This is a genomic window from Variovorax sp. 10L421 (assembly GCF_056395365.1).
Genome location: NZ_JBFTJJ010000004.1, coordinates 17,286 through 37,239 on the forward strand (window position 1 = coordinate 17,286; position 19,954 = coordinate 37,239).

Sequence of the window (19,954 nt, forward strand, 5' to 3'; positions counted from 1 at the left end):
GGGGAGGGAGCAAAACGGAATCCAATCGACGGAGATCCCATGGCACAGATCGGCAAGGCTCCCTGCGACGACACGTTGATCCTGCATGGCGCGCGGGCGGAAGAGGGGACCTGTCCCGAGGCTTCCAAGCCCTGGGTGCTGGCCGCGGCCGTCGTGGGGTCGAGCATGGCCTTCATCGACGGCACGGTGGTCAACGTGGCGCTGCCGGCCATCCAGGCCGAGCTGCAGGCCACGGCGTTCCAGGCGCAATGGGTGGTCGAGTCGTATGCCTTGCTGCTGGCGGCACTGCTGCTCGTGGGCGGCGCACTGGGCGATCGCTATGGCCGGCGGCGCATCTTCGCGATCGGCGTTGGCATCTTCGCGCTCTCTTCGGTGGCCTGCGGGCTCGCGGCCACCGTGCAGCAGCTCATTGCCGCGCGGGCGGTGCAGGGCATCGGCGGCGCGCTGCTGGTGCCGGGCAGCCTGGCGCTGATCAGCGCGTCGTTTCCCGAGAAGGAGCGCGGCAAGGCCATCGGCACATGGTCAGGCTTCAGCGGCATCACGGCGGCGGTGGGGCCGGTGCTGGGCGGCTTCCTGGTCGATCACTTCTCGTGGACCTGGGCCTTTTTCATCAACGTACCGATGGCGCTGCTGGTGCTGTGGATCGTGTGGCGCCACGTGCCCGAGAGCCGCGGCGCATCGGCCACCGGCAGGCTGGACTTCTGGGGCGCGCTGCTGGCGACGGCCGGGCTTGGCGGCGTCGTCTACGCCTTCATCGAGGCGCCCACGCAAGGCTGGGGTTCGCCGGCCGTGCTCGGGGCGCTGGCCCTGGGTGTGCTGGGCAGCGCGGGCTTCATCGCCGCCGAGCGCAAGGTGCGCACGCCGATGCTGCCGCTGACCTTGCTGCGCATCGGCAACTTCAGCGGCGCGAATCTGCTGACCCTGCTGCTTTATGCGGCGCTGGGCGGCGGGCTGTACTTCTTTCCGCTCAACCTGATCCAGGTGCAGGGCTACTCGGCCACCGTGGCGGGCGCGGCGCTGCTGCCTTTCATCTTCACCATGTTCGCGCTCTCGCGCTGGGCCGGACAGTTGGTCGACCGCTTCGGGCCGCGTTTGCCGCTGGTCATCGGGCCTTCGATTGCGGCGGTCGGCTTTGCGCTCTTTGCCGTGCCGGGCGTCGGCGCGAGCTACTGGAGCGGCTTCCTGCCGGCGGTGGCGGTGCTTGGCTTCGGCATGACGGTGACGGTGGCGCCGTTGACCACCACCGTCATGAACGCGGTCGGGCCGGACCTGGCGGGCGTGGCTTCGGGCGTGAACAACGCCATGTCGCGTGCGGCGGCGGTGCTGGCGATTGCGGTGTTCGGCGCAATCATGGCCTGGGCCTTCGACGTCGCGCTGGAAGAGCATCTGCGGGGCATGGGCGCTTCGGCGCAGGTGGCGGCTTTTCTCGAAGGCGAGCGCAGCAAGCTGGCGGGCGCGGCGCTGCCGCCGGGCGTGGATGCGGCCACGGCGGCAGCCCTCAAGAGGGCCGTGGCCGAATCCTTCGTGGCGGGCTTTCGCTGGGTGATGCTGCTGAGCGCGGGGCTGGCCGTGCTGAGCGCGGCGAGTGCCTGGCTGATGATCGGTGCGGAGCCTGCGGCCAGGCCGGCCACCGAGAAATAACTAGGGCGGGTACGGAGGCGGGACTCGGCGAAGTCCGTTACCTTCGTTGTGCGTTGGCGGAAGTGCCGGCATGTTCCGCGTGGCCGCCGATGCACGCGGGGGAGCGACTCGAAAAACATAAGACAGAAGGGGGAGATGCCATGAGCAGAATCAGCGACGTGGCTCGGCGGGCAGGCGTTTCGAACAGCACCGTATCGAACGTGATGAACGGACGCATCGATCGCATGGCCAAGGAAACGCTGGCGCGTGTCGAGGCCGCCATCCGCGATCTGAAATACCGGCCCAACACCTCGGCGCGGCAGCTCAAGACCGGGCACACGCCGCTGATCGGCCTGCTGGTGCCGTCGATGGCCAACCCCATGTACGGCTTCATCGCGCGCGAAGTCGAAACGCTGGCGCAGGAGCGCTACGGCTTCCGGATCATGATCGGCAACACCTACCGCGACGCCGCGAAGGAAGCGCATTTCTTCGAGGACCTGATGGCGCACGGCGTGCGCGGCGTGATCATCATCTCGTCGCTGCTCGACGAGCAGCACGTCGAGGCCGCCGCCGAGGACGGGCTGGTGGTGGTCAGCTACGACCGGCGCGCCACGCCGGGCATGGCCTCGGTCATCGACCACGTGACCGTCGACAACTTCGAGACCTCGCGCCTCGCCACCCAGCACCTGATCGAGCAGGGACATCTGCGGCTGGCGTTCGTCACGCCCTCCGGACGCACCATGAGCCGCAGCGAAAAGGTCGACGGCTTCCTCGCTGCCGTCCGGACTGCGGGCCTCGAAGGCAGCGCCCAGGTGGTCGAAGGCCTGCCGGTCGACGAGTACGGCGATTCGATGATGAGCGAAATGGGCCGCACGCAGGCGGTGCTGATGGCGAAGTCGAAACAGCGCCCGACCGGCGTGATCGGCGTGAACGACCTGCTGGCCTTCGGCCTGATGGCGGGTTTTCGCGATGCCGGGCTTGCCGTGCCGCAGGACGTGTCGGTCATCGGCATCGACAACGTGTTTCTATCGACGCTGATGTATCCCGCCATGACTTCGGTGCGCGTGCCCGTACCCGAGATGGCGCAGGTGATGGTGGAGCGCGTGATGAACCGGCTGTCGGACCCGTCGCTGCCGGCGCAGGAGTTTGTCTTTGCGCCCACGCTGGTGGCACGCGATTCGGTCGCAGCGCCGCTGCGCGGAGAGTCGCCAGCCGGACAGGTGCTTTTTTCATGACCACGGTTTTCGTCAGCCATCCGCAGAGCAAGCTCGCGCACTATTTCGGCGACCGGGCCTCTGCCGCCTTGCAGGCCATCGCGCAGGTGCGCTTCAACCCCACGGACACCGATCTTTCGTCGGCCGACCTGGCCGAACAGGCACAGGACTGCGACGCCATCGTTTCCTACCGCCAGACGGCGGGCGACGAGGCGCTGTTCGCCGCGCTGCCGCAGTTGAAAGCCTTCGTGCGCTGCGCCATCGACATCCGCAACATCGACGTGGCGTCGGCCAGCCGGCATGGTGTGCTGGTCACGCGGGCGAGCGCGGGGTTCGTTCCCGCGGTGGCCGAGTGGATCGTGGGCGCAATGATCGACCTGGGGCGGCACATCAGCGCGTCGTCCGAGGGCTACCACGCAGGCCGGACCGTGGCATCGGCAATGGGTCGCGAACTGCGTGGCAGCACGCTGGGCGTGATCGGCTACGGGCAGATCGGCCGCTACCTGTGCGACATCGCGCTGGCGCTGGGCATGCGCATCGTCGTGCACGACCCGCACACCGCAACCGGCCGGGCCGAGTTCGCACAGGCGACGCTCGAAGCGCTGCTGGCGCAAGCCGACTTCGTGGCCTGCCTCGCAGCCGCCACCGGGGAGACCGAGAACATGATGAATGCCGCAGCCTTCGCAGCGATGCAGCCCCATGCCTTCTTCATCAATGCATCGCGCGGCGATCTCGTGGATGAAGACGCGCTGCTCGCTGCGCTCGATGCAGGAGTCATTGCCGGCTGCGCGCTGGACGTGGGCCGTGCACCCGACCAGATGCCGTCGCTGCGCGTGGCGGCGCACCCGCGCGTGATCGCCACGCCGCACATCGGCGGACTCACGCCGCCGGCCGTGGAGCACCAGGCCATGGAGACCGTGTCGCAGCTGGCGGAGATTTTCCAGGGCAGGGCACCGCAGGGCGCGGTCAATGCGGCCGAGGCATTCCGCTGGCGGCAAGCGTTCGGCGTGGGTGCCCGAGCCTCGATGGGAACTTCCCGCTGACAGGCGCCGCACGGGTTGACAACGCCCTCCTGCCGATTTGATACTGAACTCTCTGGTTCATCATTCAAGCGAAGGAGATCCCATGCAAAAGATCGTTCCCTGCCTCTGGTTCGATGGCAACGGCGAAGACGCGCTGAATTTCTACACCGCGATCTTTCCGAACTCGCGCGTGACCGACAAGCTRCTCTGGGGCGACGTCAACCCCGCCAAGAAGGGCTCGGTGCTCACCGCAACCTTCGAACTCGAAGGGCAGGAGTTCATGGTGCTCAACGGAGGGCCGGAGTACAAGTTCACCCCCGCCATCTCGATGCTCGTGAAATGCGAGACCCAGGCGGAGGTCGACTACTACTGGGAGAAGCTGCTCGAAGGCGGCGGCCAGCCGGTGCAGTGTGGCTGGCTCACCGACCGCTACGGCGTGTCCTGGCAGGTCGCGCCCATGCCGATGATCCGCATGTTCCAGGACAAGGACCCGGCCAAGGCGGCCCGCGCAATGCAGGCGATGATGAAGATGGTCAAGCTCGACATCGCCACGGTGCAGAGGGCCTTCGACGGGGAGTGATCCGCCGCCGGCGGCTATACCAGCCGGCGGATTCCCTTCTTGCGCCACACCAGCTGGTAGTACGCGGTCTGCAGCAGCAGCATCGCGCCGAAGGTCACCGGGTAGGCGATCCAGATGCCGTTCAGGCCGATGCGATGGCTCATGAGCCAGGCCACCGGCACTTCTATTCCGAGGATGCAGAGGATGGAGATCAACGTAGGCACCAGCACCGAGCCGCTGGCGCGCATGATCCCCGACAGCGCCGCGGCCATGCCGAAGATCACCAGGCTCCACAGCATGATGTGCAGCAGCGTCTGTGCGATCTCGAGCACCGGCGCGCTGGTGATGAAGAAGGCCATCAGGTGGCGCGAGAACAGGTAGCCCAGCAGCACGAGGCCGCCGGTCAGCACGAGATTCATCAGCAGCGCCGTCTTGGCGATGGCGCCGAGCCGGTCGGCGCGGCCCGCTCCGATGGCCTGCGCGCCGAGGATCGACGCGGCGATGGCGATCGAGATGGCCGGGAACTGCACGTACGCCACCACCTGGTTCACCGCGCCGTAGGCCGCTGTGGCGCTCGAGCCGTAGCTGTTGACCATCGACAGCAGCACCACCTCGGCCAGAGCGACCACGATCATCTGCACGCCCGTGGGTACGCCGATCTTCAGCACCGCCTTCAGCAGGTGCGGCTGGATGCGCAGGTTGCGCACGAATGCTGCGTCGGGCGCGAGCGGGCTCTTGCGGCTGTGCAGCCGGAAGCCGAGCCAGGTGGTCGCCACCGCGAAGGACAGCACCGAGGCCCACGCACCGCTGGCCACGCCAAGCTGCGGCAGGCCGCCCCAGCCGCGGATGAGCGCGGGCGTGACCACCAGCCCGATCAGCGTCGAGATCACCAGCGTGAGCAGCGGCGTGACGGTGTCGCCCACGCCGCGCAGCATGGCCGTGGCGAGCAGGAACACGAACACGCCCGGCATCGCGATCAGCATGATGCGGGCGTAGCGCGTGGAGTCGGCCAGCACATCGGGCGGCGTGCCCAGTGCGGCCAGCATCGGCGTGGTGAAGGCGCCGCCGAACACTGCGATCACCAGGCCCATGAGCACGCCCACAGTGAGCGTGGTGCCGGCCACGGCCTTGGCCTTGGCCACGTCGCGCGCGCCCCAGGCCTGGCCAATGAGCACCGAGGCGCCCGCGCCCAGGCCGATGATGAAGGCGATGAAGAAGAACATCACCGGGAAGAAGCTCGACACGGCGGCCAGCGCGCCCACGCCGAGCATCTGCCCCACGTAGACGTTGTTGAGCGTGCCCGAGAGCGATTGCAGGATGTTGCTGAGCAGCATCGGCGCGAGGAAGAAAAGAAAGACCTTCCACAACGGACGCGTTGCGCCCACGGGCGCCACGGGCACGCCCTGAAGGCCGCTGCGGCCGGTTGCGGAAGTCTCGGGGGTTGCTCTCATGCGGGAGTGCTCCAGCCGGCGGCTGACAATTTTTGAAGATGGGAGCGCAGGTCCACGGGCCAGGCGTCGATGAGTCCTTCGAAGCGATTGCGCTCGCCGGCGAACAGCGCGCGCGTGGCTTCCTCGAAGCCGGGCAGGGCGCCGGCAATCGCGGTCATGAAGCGATAGGTGGCCTCGCGCGAAGCGCGCACGGCGTCGCGGTCGGCGTTGACGCGGCTAGCCTCCTGCACCAGGCGCCGCAGCGCGACCGATGCGCCGCCGGGCTGGCGGTTGAGCCAGTCCCAGTGGCGCGGAAGCAGGGTGACTTCGCGCGCGACCACGCCCAGCTTCGGACGGCCTACGCCGCGGGGCGTGTCTTCATGGGCCTCTGTACCGGCGGCGTGCGGCACGAGGCCGGCCCGGTTGTGCACGTCGAAGTCGAGCGGCTCGCCGGTCTGCTCGTCGAACACGAGGTAGGGCGTGTCGTCCTTGCGCTCGCGCAACTGCGCGAGCACGTCGGCGGTGCTTCCCTGGGCAATGCACTTGAAACCGGCAAAAACGATCAGGTTGGTGGGTGGCGTGTCGGAGGGCATTGTTCTTTCTTCCGGTCCGTTCGAAACGAGGTGCGTAATCTACCCGTTGAACGGCTCAGGCGTTTGGTGTGTCGTCGAGGCAAGGCGCAAGAAGCGCGGCGTTGATTTGCGGCAGGCTTTTTTCGGCCGCCGGGGCGGATGGCGTGTTGTAGCCCTTGTCGCCGTCGCACTGGAGTTCTTCGCGCCAGAGCGCGAGGAGTTTCTCGAGTTCCGCCGCGCGGTCGAAGGCCGGGTCTTCGCTTTCCTTGACCCGGTCGATCACCTCGAAGGTGAACCGATCGGCGCCGTGCGCGATCCAGTCCTGCCCAAGCGCCTTGTTGCGGTGCGAGTGCATGTTCAGCTCGAAGCGGGCGCGGTTCATGGCGCCTTCGACGTCGAGGCTGCCGGCCACATAGGCCCGGCCGGTCAACCTGTTGCGGATGACGAATACGCCGGCCGGTCGCGCGCTTTCCTTGTACTGGCGGGAGATGGCTCGCCGGCTTTCTGCTGAGAGGTTCATGCTCCAAATATTACCCGGGTTAAATGAAGACTGCAATATATCCGGGTAAAAATAACTACTCAACCTTCCCTAAGCCGCCGCCAGCCGCGCGAGATGCGCCGGTTCAACGCCCGCACCACGCGCCAGGGCCGACTCTGGCGAACGAGCGTGAGCACCTTGTCTTTCCATGCCTTCCATCGCGGATACCAACGGGCGAACCACGGAATGCGCATCAACGGCCCTTCGACCAACTGGAAGATCCGCGCGACGATGGCCGTGCCCACCAGCTTGGCCAGCACGAGCACGGTGAGGGCGCTGGCCGCGTGCCCGCGGCTGAAGAGAAAGAGCGCCAGTACCTTTACCGGCAGCAGCAGCACAACCGGCACGAAGAAAGCCAGCAATGCGCCCCAGGGCGGCAGGCGGCGCAGCCGTTCTTCGAGCGCTGCCCAGAAGGGCAGGCGGGACAGCCGCGCGGCGAGCGCGGCCAGTGGCTCCCAGCCCCACTCCTCGAAGAGCAGCACGGGAACGACGAGCACGATACCGATGGCGCGGAGCAGTGCGCGCAGTGCACGGGCGAATGAGGTCATCCGCGAAGGGTAAGGCAGCGCGTGCCCTCGGCCACGGGAACGCTCCGCCTGTTGCAAGGCCGTTGCCGGTTGTCGCGGCCATGCTGGTTACCTGGCCCTGCGTGGTCGCCGAACCGCTTGCCGTCGCGCCCGCCGATCCGAAGTCCCGCGCCGCCCGCTCGATCACCGGACGATCCGGCCTTGGCTCGGGCAGCGGCGCGGTTTAGATGCTTTCGCCATGACCGGAGCGCAGTTTCCGGGTCGGGAAACCAGCCAAAGATGTCTCATGCTGGGTAGTGCAAGGCTATGACGAAAGTAGTGGTTTGCTCCCTCTCCGCTGGCATCGGAAGGCGTCCTTTCACGCGACGCCAACATGGAAATTACAACTTTCAGTTGACATCGAAAATCAATGGAAACAAGATGCAACCAAAGTAATCAAAAAAGCCGAAACTCGAAATCTGAATAGAAATGGATTAACTTTTCGACACGAACAAAGTGCATTAATTGTCACAAAGGGGCTGGAATGGAAAGCGATCTCGACATTTCGTTGACGGAAACAGGGAATGGGGCTAAGCACTATGCCAACCCCGGTCAGTTTGGCGGGCTGCTCGCGCCGTCCGCCGACACGCTCCCATGGCCCGATTTTCTTACCGGGCAGCACACCAAACCCGTGCGCGTCCTGCTGGTGGACGACGACCCCTTCGTGCGTCGCGTCATCGCCCAGGAACTGCTGGGCGACCTACGCATCCAGCTCGAGGGGCAGGCCGGCACGCTGCGCGAAGGGCGACGATTGCTGATGCAGCATGAGTTCGACGTGCTGATGGTCGACATCCGCCTCGGTGACGGAAGTGGATTCGAGCTCATCGAAGAGGCCAAGCGGCATCGCAGCGCGGCGGAGATCATTGTCATCTCGGCGCTCGAGGACGAACCCCAGGTGCTGCACGCCTTCGAGCTTGGCGCCTCCGGCTACCTGGTCAAGAACGCGTGGTTCCAGAGCTATGCCCAGGCCGTGCTGCAGGTGGTGAACGGCGGGGCCGCCATCACCCCCCGGCTGGCGCGGCGGCTGCTCGTGCACCTCGATCACAAGCGTTCCAACGTGAACCCGGTACGTCCACCTGAGAGCAAGGCGACGTTATCCACGCGCGAGCGCGAAGTGTTACGACTTGTGGCGACGGGCTACGTAACCGAAGAGATCGCGCTGCAACTCACCATCAGCGCCCAGACGGTGAATGCGCATGTGAAAAACATCTACCGCAAGCTGCACGCCCATACCCGCGCGCAGGCCGTGAGCTTTGCCTCCCACAGGGGGCTCCTGTAGGCCATGCCATGCTCTCGCCGCAGGTCCTTCATTTACCGCACTTTCTGGAAGACCAGTTCGTGTGGCTGTCGATCGGCTCGTGGGGCGTGCTGTTGATGTGGCTGCGCTTGCGCATCTCGCGCAGGCGGTTGCTGATGTGGGCTGGCCTGGCGGCGGCGCTGCATCTGACCCCGGTGACCGCGCAGGTGATCCGGGCTGCATCGGCCGCCAACTTGATGGGGAATGACATGCCATTCACATTTTGGGCAATGCAGGCGCTGAACCTGGGGGTGCTTGCCACGGTCGTCGGCATCTGGCTCGTTTCCCGGCACCGCGCGGAAAGCCACGGGCCCTCGCAGGAGGTGATGACCGAGCGGCGGCGCATCGCTCATGACCTGCACGACGGGGTCGGCTCGCGGCTGGTAGCGCTGCTGGCCAGCCAGGACCCCCGGTTCACCGGCCCAGGCAGCCTGTCGATGGCCCTGCAAACCTGCCTGCTCGAACTCCAGATGACGGTGGACGACCTCGACGACCAGACCTCCGCCACCGTCGTCGAGCGGCTGGCCCATCTGCGCTACCGGCTGCAGCCCGCATTCGACCGGCTGGGCATCGCGCTGGTATGGAACATCTCAAGCGAGACACAAACCCATTCGGTGCCGCCAGAAACCGCCATGCAGATCTGCCGGGTGGCGCAGGAAGCGCTGTCCAATGCGCTGCGGCACGCCCGTGCGACCCGCGTCGAACTGCGCTTCGGCATCCAGTCCCACCCGCAAGGGCTGGTGCTGGAGGTGCACGACGATGGCCGCGGCCTGGGGGCTGCCCGCAGTGCCTCTTCCGCCTCGATGGGCAAGGGCCTGCGCAGCATGCGCACGCGGGCCGACGCCATTGGCGGCGAACTGACGCTGGCGAATATCGTGCCCCGTGGACTGTGTGTGCAACTGGTGGTTCCAAGCCGGGCGCAGGCCGGCACCCGGCCCGAAGCGGAAAGCATGCTGTAACGCGCCCCGCCGGACGGCCCCGGCCGGGCACCGAGCGCCTATGGCAAACTTCCGCGCTTTGCCAGGGACGCGCTCAAGCATGCAGAAAATCATTCGCCAGCTCGCCGCCGAGATCAAGGTCGGCGAGAACCAGGTGAAGGCCGCCGTCGAACTGCTCGACGGCGGCGCCACGGTTCCATTCATCGCCCGCTACCGCAAGGAGGTCACAGACGGCCTCGACGACGTGCAGCTGCGAGAGCTGGAAGCTCGCCTTTCCTACCTGCGCGAACTTGAAGACCGCCGCGGCGCCGTGCTCAAGGCCATCGACGAGCAGGGCAAGCTGACCCCCGAACTGCGCGCCGCGATCGAATTCGCACCCACCAAGCAGGAGCTCGAAGACCTGTACCTGCCGTTCAAGCAGAAGCGCCGCACCAAGGGCCAGATCGCCCGCGAATTCGGCATCGAGCCGCTGGCCGACAAGCTGCTGGCCGACCCCATGCTGGACCCGGCCGTGGAAGCCAAGGCCTTCCTGCAGCCCGCCACCACGCTGGACGACGGCAAGCCGGGCCCCGATTTCTCCACCGTGCCGCTCGTGCTCGACGGCGTGCGCGACATTCTTTCCGAGCGCTGGGCCGAAGACGCTGCTCTGGTCCAGGGCCTGCGCGAATGGCTCTGGAACGAAGGCCTGCTCAAGTCCAGCCTGATGGCCGGCAAGGACGAGAACAACGCCGACGTCGCCAAGTTCCGCGACTATTTCGAGTACGACGAGCCCATTGGCCGTGTGCCATCGCACCGCGCGCTGGCCGTCTTCCGCGGCCGCGCGCTCGACATCCTCGATGCAAAGCTGGTGCTGCCGGTCGAGCCCGAACCGGGCAAGCCGAGCATCGCCGAAGGCCGCATCGCCTTGCACCTGGGCTGGAGCCATGCGGGCCGCCCGTCGGACGACCTGCTGCGCAAGTGCGTGGCCTGGACCTGGCGCGTGAAGCTGGCGCTGTCGACCGAGCGTGACCTGTTCACCCGCCTGCGCGAAGACGCGGAGAAGGTCGCCATCAAGGTGTTTGCCGACAACCTGCGCGACCTGCTGCTGGCTGCGCCGGCCGGACCGCGTGTCGTGATGGGCCTGGACCCTGGCATCCGCACCGGCGTGAAGGTGGCCGTGGTCGATTCCACCGGCAAGCTGGTCGAGACCGCCACCGTGTTCCCGCACGAGCCGCGCAAGGACTGGGAAGGCTCGCTGCACACGCTGGGCAAGCTGTGCGCCAAGCACGGCGTGAACCTGATCGCCATCGGCAATGGCACCGCCAGCCGCGAAACCGACAAGCTGGCCGCCGACCTCATCAAGCTGCTCGCCAAGATGGCCGCGCAGGCCGGCGCGCCGGAAATCAAGGTCGAGAAGGTCGTGGTGAGCGAGGCGGGCGCTTCGGTGTACTCCGCCAGTGAATTCGCCTCGCAGGAAATGCCCGATGTCGACGTGAGCCTGCGCGGCGCAGCCTCCATCGCGCGACGTTTGCAAGACCCGCTGGCCGAACTCGTGAAGATCGATCCCAAGAGCATCGGCGTGGGCCAGTACCAGCACGACGTGAACCAGAGCGAACTCGCACGCACGCTGCAGGCCGTGGTCGAAGACTGCGTGAACTCGGTGGGCGTGGATCTGAACACGGCCAGCGTGCCGCTGCTGTCGCGCGTTTCGGGCCTGTCGGGCAGCGTGGCCAAGGCCGTGGTGCGCTGGCGCGAGGCCAATGGTGCGTTCTCCACCCGCAAGCAACTGCTCGACGTGACCGGCTTCGGCCCCAAGGCCTTCGAGCAGAGCGCGGGCTTCCTGCGCATCCGCGGCGGCACCGACCCGCTGGACATCACCGGCGTGCACCCGGAAACCTATCCATTGGTCGAGCAGATCATCGTGAAGACCGGCAAGCCGATTGCCGAGCTGATGGGCCGCGCCGACATGCTCAAGGCGCTCAAGCCCGAGCTGTTCGCCAACGAGAAATTCGGCGTCATCACGGTCAAGGACATCCTGGGCGAACTCGAGAAGCCGGGCCGCGACCCGCGCCCCGACTTCAAGGTGGCGCGTTTCAACGACGGCGTGGATGACATCTCGGACCTGGCCGAGGGCATGATCCTCGAGGGCACCGTGAGCAACGTGGCCCAGTTCGGCGCCTTCGTCGACCTCGGCGTGCACCAGGACGGCCTGGTCCACGTGAGCCAGCTGAGCCACAAGTTCGTGAACGACGCGCGCGAAGTCGTCAAGACCGGCGACATCGTCAAGGTCAAGGTGATGGAAGTGGACGTGGCGCGCAAGCGCATCGGCCTGTCGATGAAGCTCGATGCAGCGCCCGCGCGCCGTGACGGCCCGCGCGACAACCGTTTCGAAGGGGCAGGGCGCGGCCAGCAGCAGCAAGGCCGGCGCGACAACTCGCCGCAGCCGGCGGGGCAGATGGCGAGCGCGTTTGCCAAGCTGCAGGGGTTGCGCAAGTAGTCGGCAACGCACGGTTCTTGCGGAAGCATCCGGCATGAAAGCCCTGCGCATCTACGCCGGCCCCGCGGCCCGCAAGCACATCGAACGGCACGGCCTGCGCTCGCAGGACGTGCGCACCATCCCCGGCGCGGCAGGCGGTCCCAAGGGGCTGATCCTCGGGCCGCTCGACCGCTTCATCTTCGGGCGCTGGCTCACGCAGTCGAGCCAGCAGGTGCATCTGGTGGGCGCCTCCATCGGCGCGTGGCGGCTGTCGACGGCCTGCCTGGCCGACCCTGACACCGCTTTCGAACGCTTCGAGCACGACTACGTGCACCAGCAGTTCGAGGTGCCGCCGGGACAGAAGCGGCTCAGCCCGCGCCAGCTCAGCGACAAGTTCGCCCAGAGCCTCGAAGACTTCTATGGCGGGCGCATCGGCGAGGTGCTGAACCATCCGCGTTACCGCCTGCACGTGGTGACTTCGCGCGGGCGCCACATCCTCGGGCGCGAGGGCAGGGCGCGCACTCCCGTCGGCTACCTGGGTGCCTTCGCGACCAACAGCCTGCACCGCAGGAGCCTGGGCGCGTGGCTGGAGCGCTGCGTGTTTTCCACGCCCGGCGCCTCCTTGCCCTTCGGTACGCGCGACTTCCGCACGCGCCAGCATGCACTGAGCGAGGCCAACTTCAACATGGTGCTGCAGGCCTCGTGCTCCATTCCGTTCCTGCTGGCTGCGGTGCACGACATTCCCGGCGCGCCGCGCGGCGCCTACTGGGACGGCGGCATCACCGACTACCACCTGCACCTGGACTACCAGCCGGCCGACGAGGGCATCGTGCTGTATCCGCATTTCCAGCAGGCGGTGGTGCCGGGCTGGCTCGACAAGGGGCTGCGCTGGCGCCACAAGGCCAGCGGCTTCCTCGACCGCATGGTGCTGCTCGCGCCCGACCCCGATTGGGTGCGCTCGCTGCCCAACGGCAAGCTCCCCGACCGCAAGGACTTCATCCACTTCGCGAACGACGCGCAGGCACGCATCGCCGCGTGGGGCCGTGCCACGCGCGAAGCGCGGCGGCTGTCCGACGAGTTCGAGGGCTGGCTTCAGCGCGACGGCGTGCCCGAGCTGCTGCCGCTCTGACCCACCGGCGCCAGCAGTGCCAAGGGTGCCGCGCAGTCGAGGATGTTCACTTCCACCGCATCGCCGACCTTGAGTTCGGCGCCTTGAGGCCATCGCCCCGTGCCTACCGAGCGCGTGTGCACGCCGCCGTAGCGGTAGCGCACGACGGCGTAGGGTGTCGCGGCACCGCCGTCTGCACCGCAATCGCGATCGGCAGTGGCTGCCAGATCGCTCGTGCGCCCGACGCTGACGACCTGCGCGGCCCGCCAGCCGGCGGAACGGTCGAAGGAATGCGCATCGAAGGCCGAGCAGCCGCCCAGCATCAGCCCCCAAAGAACGACCGTGCGCATCACGGCGTCGGCCCCATCGCGGTGATGGCCGCCGTGGCCTGGATCTCGACGCGGTACTCGGAGTCGATCAGCTTCGCCCCCACCGTGGCGCGCGCCGGCGTGTGGCCGGCGGGCACCCATTCGTCCCACACCGAGTTCATCGCGGCGTAGTCGCCCACGGTGCGCAGGTAGATCGTCACGCTCACCAGGTCCTGCTTGGTCGCGCCCTGGGTGGCGAGCAGGCGATCGATGTGGCGCAGGATCTCGCGCATCTGCCCGGTGATGTCGAGCGAAGGGTTCTCGGCCACCTGGCCGGAGAGGTACAGCAGGCGCGCAGCGCCCAGGTCGACGGTCACCATCTCGCTGAAGCGGGGGCCCATGTCGTGGCGGATGATGTTCATGGCGATGCGGTGGAAATGGAAGAAGACGAGACGATGGCAGGTTGTGGCGCATTCCACCAGCCGCCGCCGAGCGCCTGGAAGAGGGCGGTGGCATCGGTCAGCCGCAGCGCACGGGCCTGTACGAGATTCAGCAGTGCTTGCTGCTGGGCCTGCTGGGCAATGCGCAGCGAGAGCGCGCTGGCATCGCCCAGCCGCACCTGCGCCTGCGTGCGCGCCAGGCTCTGCGAAGCCGTGCGCTCGGCCTTCACCGCCGCCTGCAGCGCGCGGGTGTCGGCATCGATGGCTTCCAGCGTATTGGCCACGTCCTGGAAGGCGGCGAGCACCGTCGCGCGGTACTGCGCGGCTGCCTGGTCGAAGGAGGCGCGCGCGGCTGCCTCGCGGTGCTTGAGCGCGCCGCCGTCGAAGATGGGCTGCGTCACGCTCGCGGCCACCGTCCAGAAGAGCGATGACGACTTGAACAGGTCCGCCAGCCGGTAGGCCGAGGAGCCGTACGAGTTCACGCCAAGCGTCACGTTCGGCAGCCGCGCCGCGACCGCCACGCCGATGGCGGCGCTGGCGGCCTGCAGCTGCGCTTCGGCGGCACGCACGTCGGGGCGATGCTCGACCAGGCTGGAAGGAAGGGTCAGCGGCAGTTCCGTCGGCAGCTGCAGCGCATCCAGATCGAACCGCGCCTCCACGCCCTGGCTCGGGAAGCGGCCCGCCAGCGTGGCCAACAGGTTGCGCTGCTGCGCCAGTTGCCGGTCCAGCGGCGGCAGCGTGGCCTCGGTGGCGGCCAGCGCGGCTTCCTGCGCGTCGACGTCGGCTGGCGCCACCTGGCCCAGCGCCAGCTGCTTGCGGTAGGCCTGGAGCACTTCCTTCTGGCCCGCGATGATCTTCAGCGTGGCGGCCTGCTGCGCGCGCAGCGAGGCCTCGGTGATCGCGGCGGTCACCACGTTGCTGCTGAGCGTGAGCTTTGCGGCAACGCCCTGGAACTGCTGCAGCTCGGTATTGGCCTGCGCGCCTTCCACCTGCCTGCGGGTGGCACCGAACACGTCGGGCGTGTACGACACCGTCACCTGCGCCGTGTGCAGCGTGTACAGGCTCGCGTTGGACGACACCGGGCTCGCCACCGCGCTGGCCACGCGCTGCCGCGTCGGCGAATAGCCCAGCGCCACGCTGGGCCAGGAGGCGGCGCGGTCGGCGGCTTCGTTCTCCTGCGCCGCGCGAAGGGCGGCGTCGGCCGCCTCGATGGTCGGGTTGCCGGCAAGGCTCTGCGTGACCAGCGCGTTCAGCGGCTCGCTGCGGAAGGCCTGCCACCACTGGGCCGGCACGTCGAGATCGGGCGACAGGCGCGCCAGCGGCACGCCTTCGGCTTCCTTGCTTACAGGTGGCGCGGGCGTGTACTGCTGAGGCAGATTCAACTGCGGGCGGGCGTAGTCGGGGCCGACCGCGCAGCCGGCCAGCAGCATCGCCGCGATGCCGGCCGCCACGGGCGTCGCCAGGTTTGTCTTCTTTGTCGTCATTGCTTGTTCTGCTTTCCTAGCGGTCGCGCCGCGAGCGCGTGCCCCAGCCCTTGCGTTCGAACACGCGTTCCATCGCGAAGTACAGCGTGGGCAGGATGAAGAGCGTCAGCAGCGTCGACACCACCAGCCCGCCGACCACCACCGTGGCCAGCCCGCGCTGCACGTCGGTGCCCACGCCAGTGGCCAACGCCGCCGGCAGCATGCCCACCGATGCCACCGTGGCCGTCATCAGCACCGGCCGCAGCCGCTCGGTCGCGCCTTCGAGCACCGAGGCCTGCAGCTCCAGACCTTCGCCGCGCACGCGGCGGAAGTTGGCGACCATGATGATCCCGTTCTGTATCGAGACACCGAAGAGCGCGATGAAGCCCACGGCCGTTGCCACGTTGAGCGTTTCACCCGCCACGTGCACTGCGATCAGCCCGCCCAGCGTGGCCATAGGCACCACGCCGAGGATCAGCGCCACCTGCCGGATCTTCCCGAACTGGAAGAACAGCAGCACCGCCATGATGCTCACCACGATGGCCAGCGACACGCTCAGCCGGGCCTGCGCGCGCTGCTGGTTCTCGAACTGGCCGGCCCATTGCAGGCGGAACTTCGTGGGGTCGAACTTCACTTCCTTCGCGATGCGATCGCGCGCCTCGTCGAGGTAGGAGGCGAGGTCGCGGTCGCGGTTGTCCACGCGCACCGTGATCTGGCGCTCGTTCATCTCGTGCGAGATCGTGCTTTCGCCGGTCTGCAGGCGGATGTCGGCCACCTGCGCGAGCGGCACCTTGGCCCCGCTGGAGCTGTTGAGCAGCAGCGAACCGATGGCCTCGGTATTGCCCTTGGCGCTCCCGGGCATCTTCACCGACACGTTGTAGGTGCGGTTGCCCGAGTACACGGTGATGACAGGCGCGCCGCCGATGCCGGTCTGGATCAGGCTGGCCACGTCGTTCGCGTTCACGCCGAAGCGCGCCGCCGCCTCGCGGTTGAGCTGGATCACCACCTGCGGAATCGGCGGCTCCTGGAACAGCGACGCCGAGGCGGTGCCGCGCACCGTTTCGAGCAGGTCGACGATCTGGTTGCCGATGCGCCGGCTTTCCTTCAGGTCGTCGCCGTAGATGCGCAGCACCAGCGGGCTGTGCGCGCCGCCCACGGCGTCGTTCACGCCGTCGATGATGGGCTGGCTGATGCCCACGTCGAAGCCCGGCATGCGCGCGAAGCGCTCGGTCAGGGTGCGCACGAAGTCGGCCTTCTTCACCCCGGCCGGCCACTCGCCATAAGGCTTGAGACCCACCGGCACCTCCATGTGCGAGGGCGTCCACGGGTCGGTGCCATCGTCGTTGCGGCCCAACTGCGTCACCACGTACGAGACTTCCGGGTATTCGAGCAGCACGTGCCGCAGCTCGGTCGCCATCTCGCTGGCCTTGTCCAGCGACAGGCCCGAGGGCAGCTGCACCTGCAGCCACAACGCCCCTTCGTCGATGTCGGGCAAAAATTCGCGCCCGGCCGTGGCACCCAGCACCACCACCGCGGCCAGCGCCGCCACGCTCAGCCCGTAGGCGATGGCCGGCACCTCCAGCAGCCGCGCCAGCACCCGCCGGTACGCACCGGTGAGCCACACCAGCGGCTTGTTGACGAAGGGCTTGCTCGGCTTGCGCAGCGCCACGTAGGCCAGGCTCGGAATGAGCGTGAGCGCGCAGAGCAGGGCACCCACCAGCGCGTAGCCGACCGTGAAGGCCATCGGCTTGAACAGCTTGCCCTCGGCCCGCTCGAACGCGAACAGCGGGAAGTAGGCCGTGATGATGATCAGCGTCGCGAAGAAGATCGGTCCCGACACGTGGCTCACCGTTTCGAGGATGTTGCCCTCGGTGAGCGTGGCGTGCGGTTCTTCTTCCCGGCGCCGCAGGATGGCCTCCATCACCACGATGGCGCCGTCCACGATGATGCCGAAGTCGATCGCGCCCAGCGAGAACAGGTTGGCCGGCATGCGGGTGAAGTGCATCACGATGAACACCGTCACCAGCGACATCGGAATGGCCACGGCAGCCACCACCGCGCTGCGCGGGCTGCCCAGGAAAAGAATGAGCACGAAGCACACCAGCGCCATGCCTTCGAGCACCGTGTGCGTCACCTTGTCGACGGTGAGCTTCACCAGGTCGTCGCGGTCGATGTAGGGCACGATCTTCACGCCCATGGGCGCGAGCTCGGCCTGCAGCTCGTCGATCTTCTTGTGCACACCCTCCAGCACGCGCGAGGGGTTCTCGTACTTGAGCATCAGCACGATGCCCTCGATGGTGTCCGGGTTGGTGTCCTTGCCCAGGATGCCGCCGCGCTCCTGGTGGCCGAACTGCAGCCGCCCCAGGTCGCGCACCTGCACCGGCGAGCCGTTGCTCTGCGCCACCACCACCGTGCCCAGGTCGTCCAGCGTGCGGATCTGGCCGATGCCGCGCACCACGTAGCTCTGGTCGCCGCGCGCGATGCGCCCGCCGCCGGCGTTGGCGCTGTTGTTGTTGATGGCCGTGACCACGTCGTTGAGCACCAGCCCGTACTTCTGCAGGCGCGCCGGGTCGAGTTCCAGCTGGAACTCTCGGGTGAAGCCGCCGAAGTTGTTGATGTCGACCACGCCCGCCACCTGCTTGAGCGCGGGAATCACCTTCCAGCGCTGCAGCTCCGACAGTTCCATCAGGTTCCTGGTGTCCGACTCCAGCGTGTAGCGGTAGATCTCGCCGGCCGGCCCCGCCACCGGCCCCAGGCCGGGCTGCGCGCCCGAGGGCAGGCTGACCTGGCCGATGCGCTCCGTCACGCGCTGGCGCGCGAAGTAGTCGTCGGTGCCGTCCTTGAAGGTCAGCGTGATCAGCGACAGCCCGAAGGTGCTGCTCGAGCGGATCGAGGCCAGCCCCGGCGTGTTGCTCAGCGCGCGCTCCAGCGGCGTGGTGATCTGCTGCTCGATCTCCTCGGCGGCCAGGCCGTTGACCTGCGTGGTCACCTGCACGTTCACGTCGCCGAGGTCGGGGTAGGCCTCCACCGTCATCTGCGTCCATGACCACGCGCCGAAGAGCACGAGCGCCACCGACATCGCCCAGGCCAGGTGCCTGCGGCGGAAGAACTGGGTGATGATGAGATTAATCATTCAGCAGCACACCACCGCGGACCACCACGCGCTCGCCGGCGGCCAGGCCGCTGCGGATGCGAACCTTGTCGCCGTCTTCCCGGCCCAGCTCCACCGTGCGGCGCACGAAGGTCCAGGGCTCGGCCTCGACGAAGACGCTCACGCTGTCGTTGTTCATCAGCAGCGCCGATGCCGGCACCTGCGGCTGCACGCCCTGCGGCACGCCCAGCACGGCCGTCGCGTACATGTTGGGCTTGAAGATGCCGTCGGGGTTGGCGAAGACGATGCGCGCGCGGGCGCGGCGCGTGTCCGCGTCGAGCACCGCGCTCACGAAGGCCACCTTGCCAGTGAAGCTGCGCCCCGGGTAGGCCGCCAGCGTGACCACCACGTTCTGCCCAGGCGCGACCGTGCCGACCACGCCCTCGGGCACGTTGACCGTGACCCAGACCGAATCCAGGTTCGACACCGTCATCAGCACCGCGTTGGCGTCGTTCAGGCTGGAGCCGGCGGCCGCGTTCAGCGCCGTGACCGTGCCGGACGTGGGCGCGACGATCTTCAGCACCTGGCCGGCCTGGGCGCCGCTCGCGTCCGCGCCCAGGCTGCGCAGGCGCGCCTCGCTGCGCTGAAGCTCGGCCTTCTGCTGGGCGACGCTGCTGCTGGCGGCTTCCACGTCCTTCGCGGCGTTGGAGCCTGCCTCGTTCACGCCGCGCGCGCGCACCAGCGCGCGCTGCGCGAGGTCGAGTGCGTCGCGAGCCTTCTGCGCGTCGGCCACGGCCTGCGCGAGGTCGGGCGAGCTCATCGTCGCAAGCACCTGGCCGCGCTTGACGGTGTCGCCCAGGCGCACCTTCAGCTCGAGCAGCCGGCCGGTCAGCGGCGGGAGGATGTTGGCGGTATTGGCCGGATTGGCTTCCACCGTGGCGGGCAGGCTCACCTCGTGCGGCAGCGTGTCCTGGCCGACCGTGGCGACCAGCAGGCGATCGCGCAGCGGCGAGCCGGCGGGCACGCTCAGGCGGTTGCCCTGGCGCACCAGCATCGGCGCGGGGGCGGCGGCCACGGTGGTGGCTGCATGGGCGGCGCCGTCGAAGGAGTCAACGCACAGGGCCGCGCAGGTCATCACGCCGAAGACGATGCGCGCGGGGGTGATCTGGTAGAGGGATTTCTTCTTCATCACGATACGGATCTCGCGGGACGGGCGCGCCGTGCACGGGACGCCTTCCCATGCCCTCGATCCGCTCCCGTCTCCTGCCGGGGAGCGTAAGAAAAGGCGCCTGAAGAAGCTCCCAAGAAATCCTGAAGTTCTCTTAAGGATCGG

The 19,954-nt window shown here is 67.8% G+C and carries 17 protein-coding genes; 8 read left to right on the top strand and 9 right to left on the bottom strand.

Features of this window, described 5'->3' with window-relative positions; all coding sequences use genetic code 11:
- Positions 1-39 precede the first annotated feature (39 nt).
- The 4 genes from AC1DFC_RS08210 (at position 40) to AC1DFC_RS08225 (ending at position 4,436) form a co-directional block, all read left to right on the top strand.
- Positions 40-1,641, top strand: a complete 1,602-nt coding sequence (locus tag AC1DFC_RS08210; RefSeq protein WP_478178941.1) for an MFS transporter — start codon at positions 40-42, stop codon at positions 1,639-1,641.
- A 140-nt stretch (positions 1,642-1,781) separates the two neighbouring features.
- A complete protein-coding gene (locus AC1DFC_RS08215; protein ID WP_478178942.1) occupies positions 1,782-2,855 on the top strand; it encodes a LacI family DNA-binding transcriptional regulator in 1,074 nt (357 codons plus the stop codon).
- Positions 2,852-3,877 (top strand): NAD(P)-dependent oxidoreductase, encoded by a 1,026-nt coding sequence (locus AC1DFC_RS08220; RefSeq protein ID WP_478178943.1) that lies wholly within the window; start codon positions 2,852-2,854, stop codon positions 3,875-3,877. Before AC1DFC_RS08215 ends, AC1DFC_RS08220 begins: the two co-directional genes overlap by 4 nt.
- 82 nt (positions 3,878-3,959) lie before the next feature.
- A complete protein-coding gene (locus AC1DFC_RS08225) occupies positions 3,960-4,436 on the top strand; it encodes a VOC family protein (RefSeq protein WP_413311987.1) in 477 nt (158 codons plus the stop codon).
- A 14-nt stretch (positions 4,437-4,450) separates the two neighbouring features.
- Here the strand turns inward: AC1DFC_RS08225 and AC1DFC_RS08230 are convergent, their stop codons facing one another.
- From AC1DFC_RS08230 to AC1DFC_RS08245, 4 genes are read right to left on the bottom strand one after another with little or no spacing between them, the layout of a single operon-like run.
- On the bottom strand, positions 4,451-5,866 hold the full coding sequence (locus AC1DFC_RS08230) for an MATE family efflux transporter (protein ID WP_007827652.1): 1,416 nt from the start codon (positions 5,864-5,866) through the stop codon (positions 4,451-4,453).
- On the bottom strand, positions 5,863-6,438 hold the full coding sequence (locus tag AC1DFC_RS08235; RefSeq protein ID WP_478178944.1) for a DUF2239 family protein: 576 nt from the start codon (positions 6,436-6,438) through the stop codon (positions 5,863-5,865). The genes AC1DFC_RS08230 and AC1DFC_RS08235 overlap by 4 nt, the downstream gene beginning before the upstream one ends.
- Positions 6,439-6,493: 55 nt before the next feature.
- Positions 6,494-6,937: a GIY-YIG nuclease family protein gene (locus AC1DFC_RS08240; RefSeq protein ID WP_478178945.1), complete on the bottom strand. Its 444-nt coding sequence runs from the start codon at positions 6,935-6,937 to the stop codon at positions 6,494-6,496.
- 59 nt (positions 6,938-6,996) lie between these two features.
- Positions 6,997-7,503: a hypothetical protein gene (locus AC1DFC_RS08245; protein ID WP_007827663.1), complete on the bottom strand. Its 507-nt coding sequence runs from the start codon at positions 7,501-7,503 to the stop codon at positions 6,997-6,999.
- A gap of 502 nt (positions 7,504-8,005) precedes the next feature.
- On the opposite strand from AC1DFC_RS08245, the gene AC1DFC_RS08250 reads away from it, so the two are divergent.
- From AC1DFC_RS08250 to AC1DFC_RS08265, 4 genes are all read left to right on the top strand, one after another.
- Positions 8,006-8,800: a LuxR C-terminal-related transcriptional regulator gene (locus AC1DFC_RS08250; RefSeq protein WP_007827664.1), complete on the top strand. Its 795-nt coding sequence runs from the start codon at positions 8,006-8,008 to the stop codon at positions 8,798-8,800.
- Positions 8,801-8,808: 8 nt separating this feature from the next.
- On the top strand, positions 8,809-9,777 hold the full coding sequence (locus AC1DFC_RS08255) for a sensor histidine kinase (RefSeq protein ID WP_478178946.1): 969 nt from the start codon (positions 8,809-8,811) through the stop codon (positions 9,775-9,777).
- Between the two features lie 79 nt (positions 9,778-9,856).
- The gene (locus tag AC1DFC_RS08260; RefSeq protein WP_007827667.1) at positions 9,857-12,232 is read left to right on the top strand and encodes a Tex family protein; all 2,376 of its coding nucleotides are present in this window, start codon (positions 9,857-9,859) and stop codon (positions 12,230-12,232) included.
- Between the two features lie 34 nt (positions 12,233-12,266).
- Entirely contained in the window at positions 12,267-13,340 is a 1,074-nt protein-coding gene (locus tag AC1DFC_RS08265) for a patatin-like phospholipase domain-containing protein (protein WP_478178947.1), read from the top strand.
- Here the strand turns inward: AC1DFC_RS08265 and AC1DFC_RS08270 are convergent.
- The 5 genes from AC1DFC_RS08270 to AC1DFC_RS08290 are packed head-to-tail and all read right to left on the bottom strand — an operon-like array spanning position 13,304 to position 19,810.
- Positions 13,304-13,669: a hypothetical protein gene (locus tag AC1DFC_RS08270; protein ID WP_007827672.1), complete on the bottom strand. Its 366-nt coding sequence runs from the start codon at positions 13,667-13,669 to the stop codon at positions 13,304-13,306. The two genes, AC1DFC_RS08265 and AC1DFC_RS08270, sit on opposite strands and share 37 nt — an antisense overlap.
- A complete protein-coding gene (locus tag AC1DFC_RS08275; RefSeq protein WP_007827674.1) occupies positions 13,669-14,049 on the bottom strand; it encodes a RidA family protein in 381 nt (126 codons plus the stop codon). The genes AC1DFC_RS08270 and AC1DFC_RS08275 overlap by 1 nt, the downstream gene beginning before the upstream one ends.
- Complete coding sequence (locus AC1DFC_RS08280; RefSeq protein ID WP_478178948.1) at positions 14,046-15,551, bottom strand: efflux transporter outer membrane subunit; 1,506 nt, start codon at positions 15,549-15,551, stop codon at positions 14,046-14,048. Before AC1DFC_RS08280 ends, AC1DFC_RS08275 begins: the two co-directional genes overlap by 4 nt.
- Positions 15,552-15,567: 16 nt before the next feature.
- Complete coding sequence (locus AC1DFC_RS08285; protein WP_478178949.1) at positions 15,568-18,663, bottom strand: efflux RND transporter permease subunit; 3,096 nt, start codon at positions 18,661-18,663, stop codon at positions 15,568-15,570.
- Entirely contained in the window at positions 18,656-19,810 is a 1,155-nt protein-coding gene (locus AC1DFC_RS08290) for an efflux RND transporter periplasmic adaptor subunit (RefSeq protein WP_478178950.1), read from the bottom strand. The genes AC1DFC_RS08285 and AC1DFC_RS08290 overlap by 8 nt, the downstream gene beginning before the upstream one ends.
- Positions 19,811-19,954: the final 144 nt, after the last annotated feature.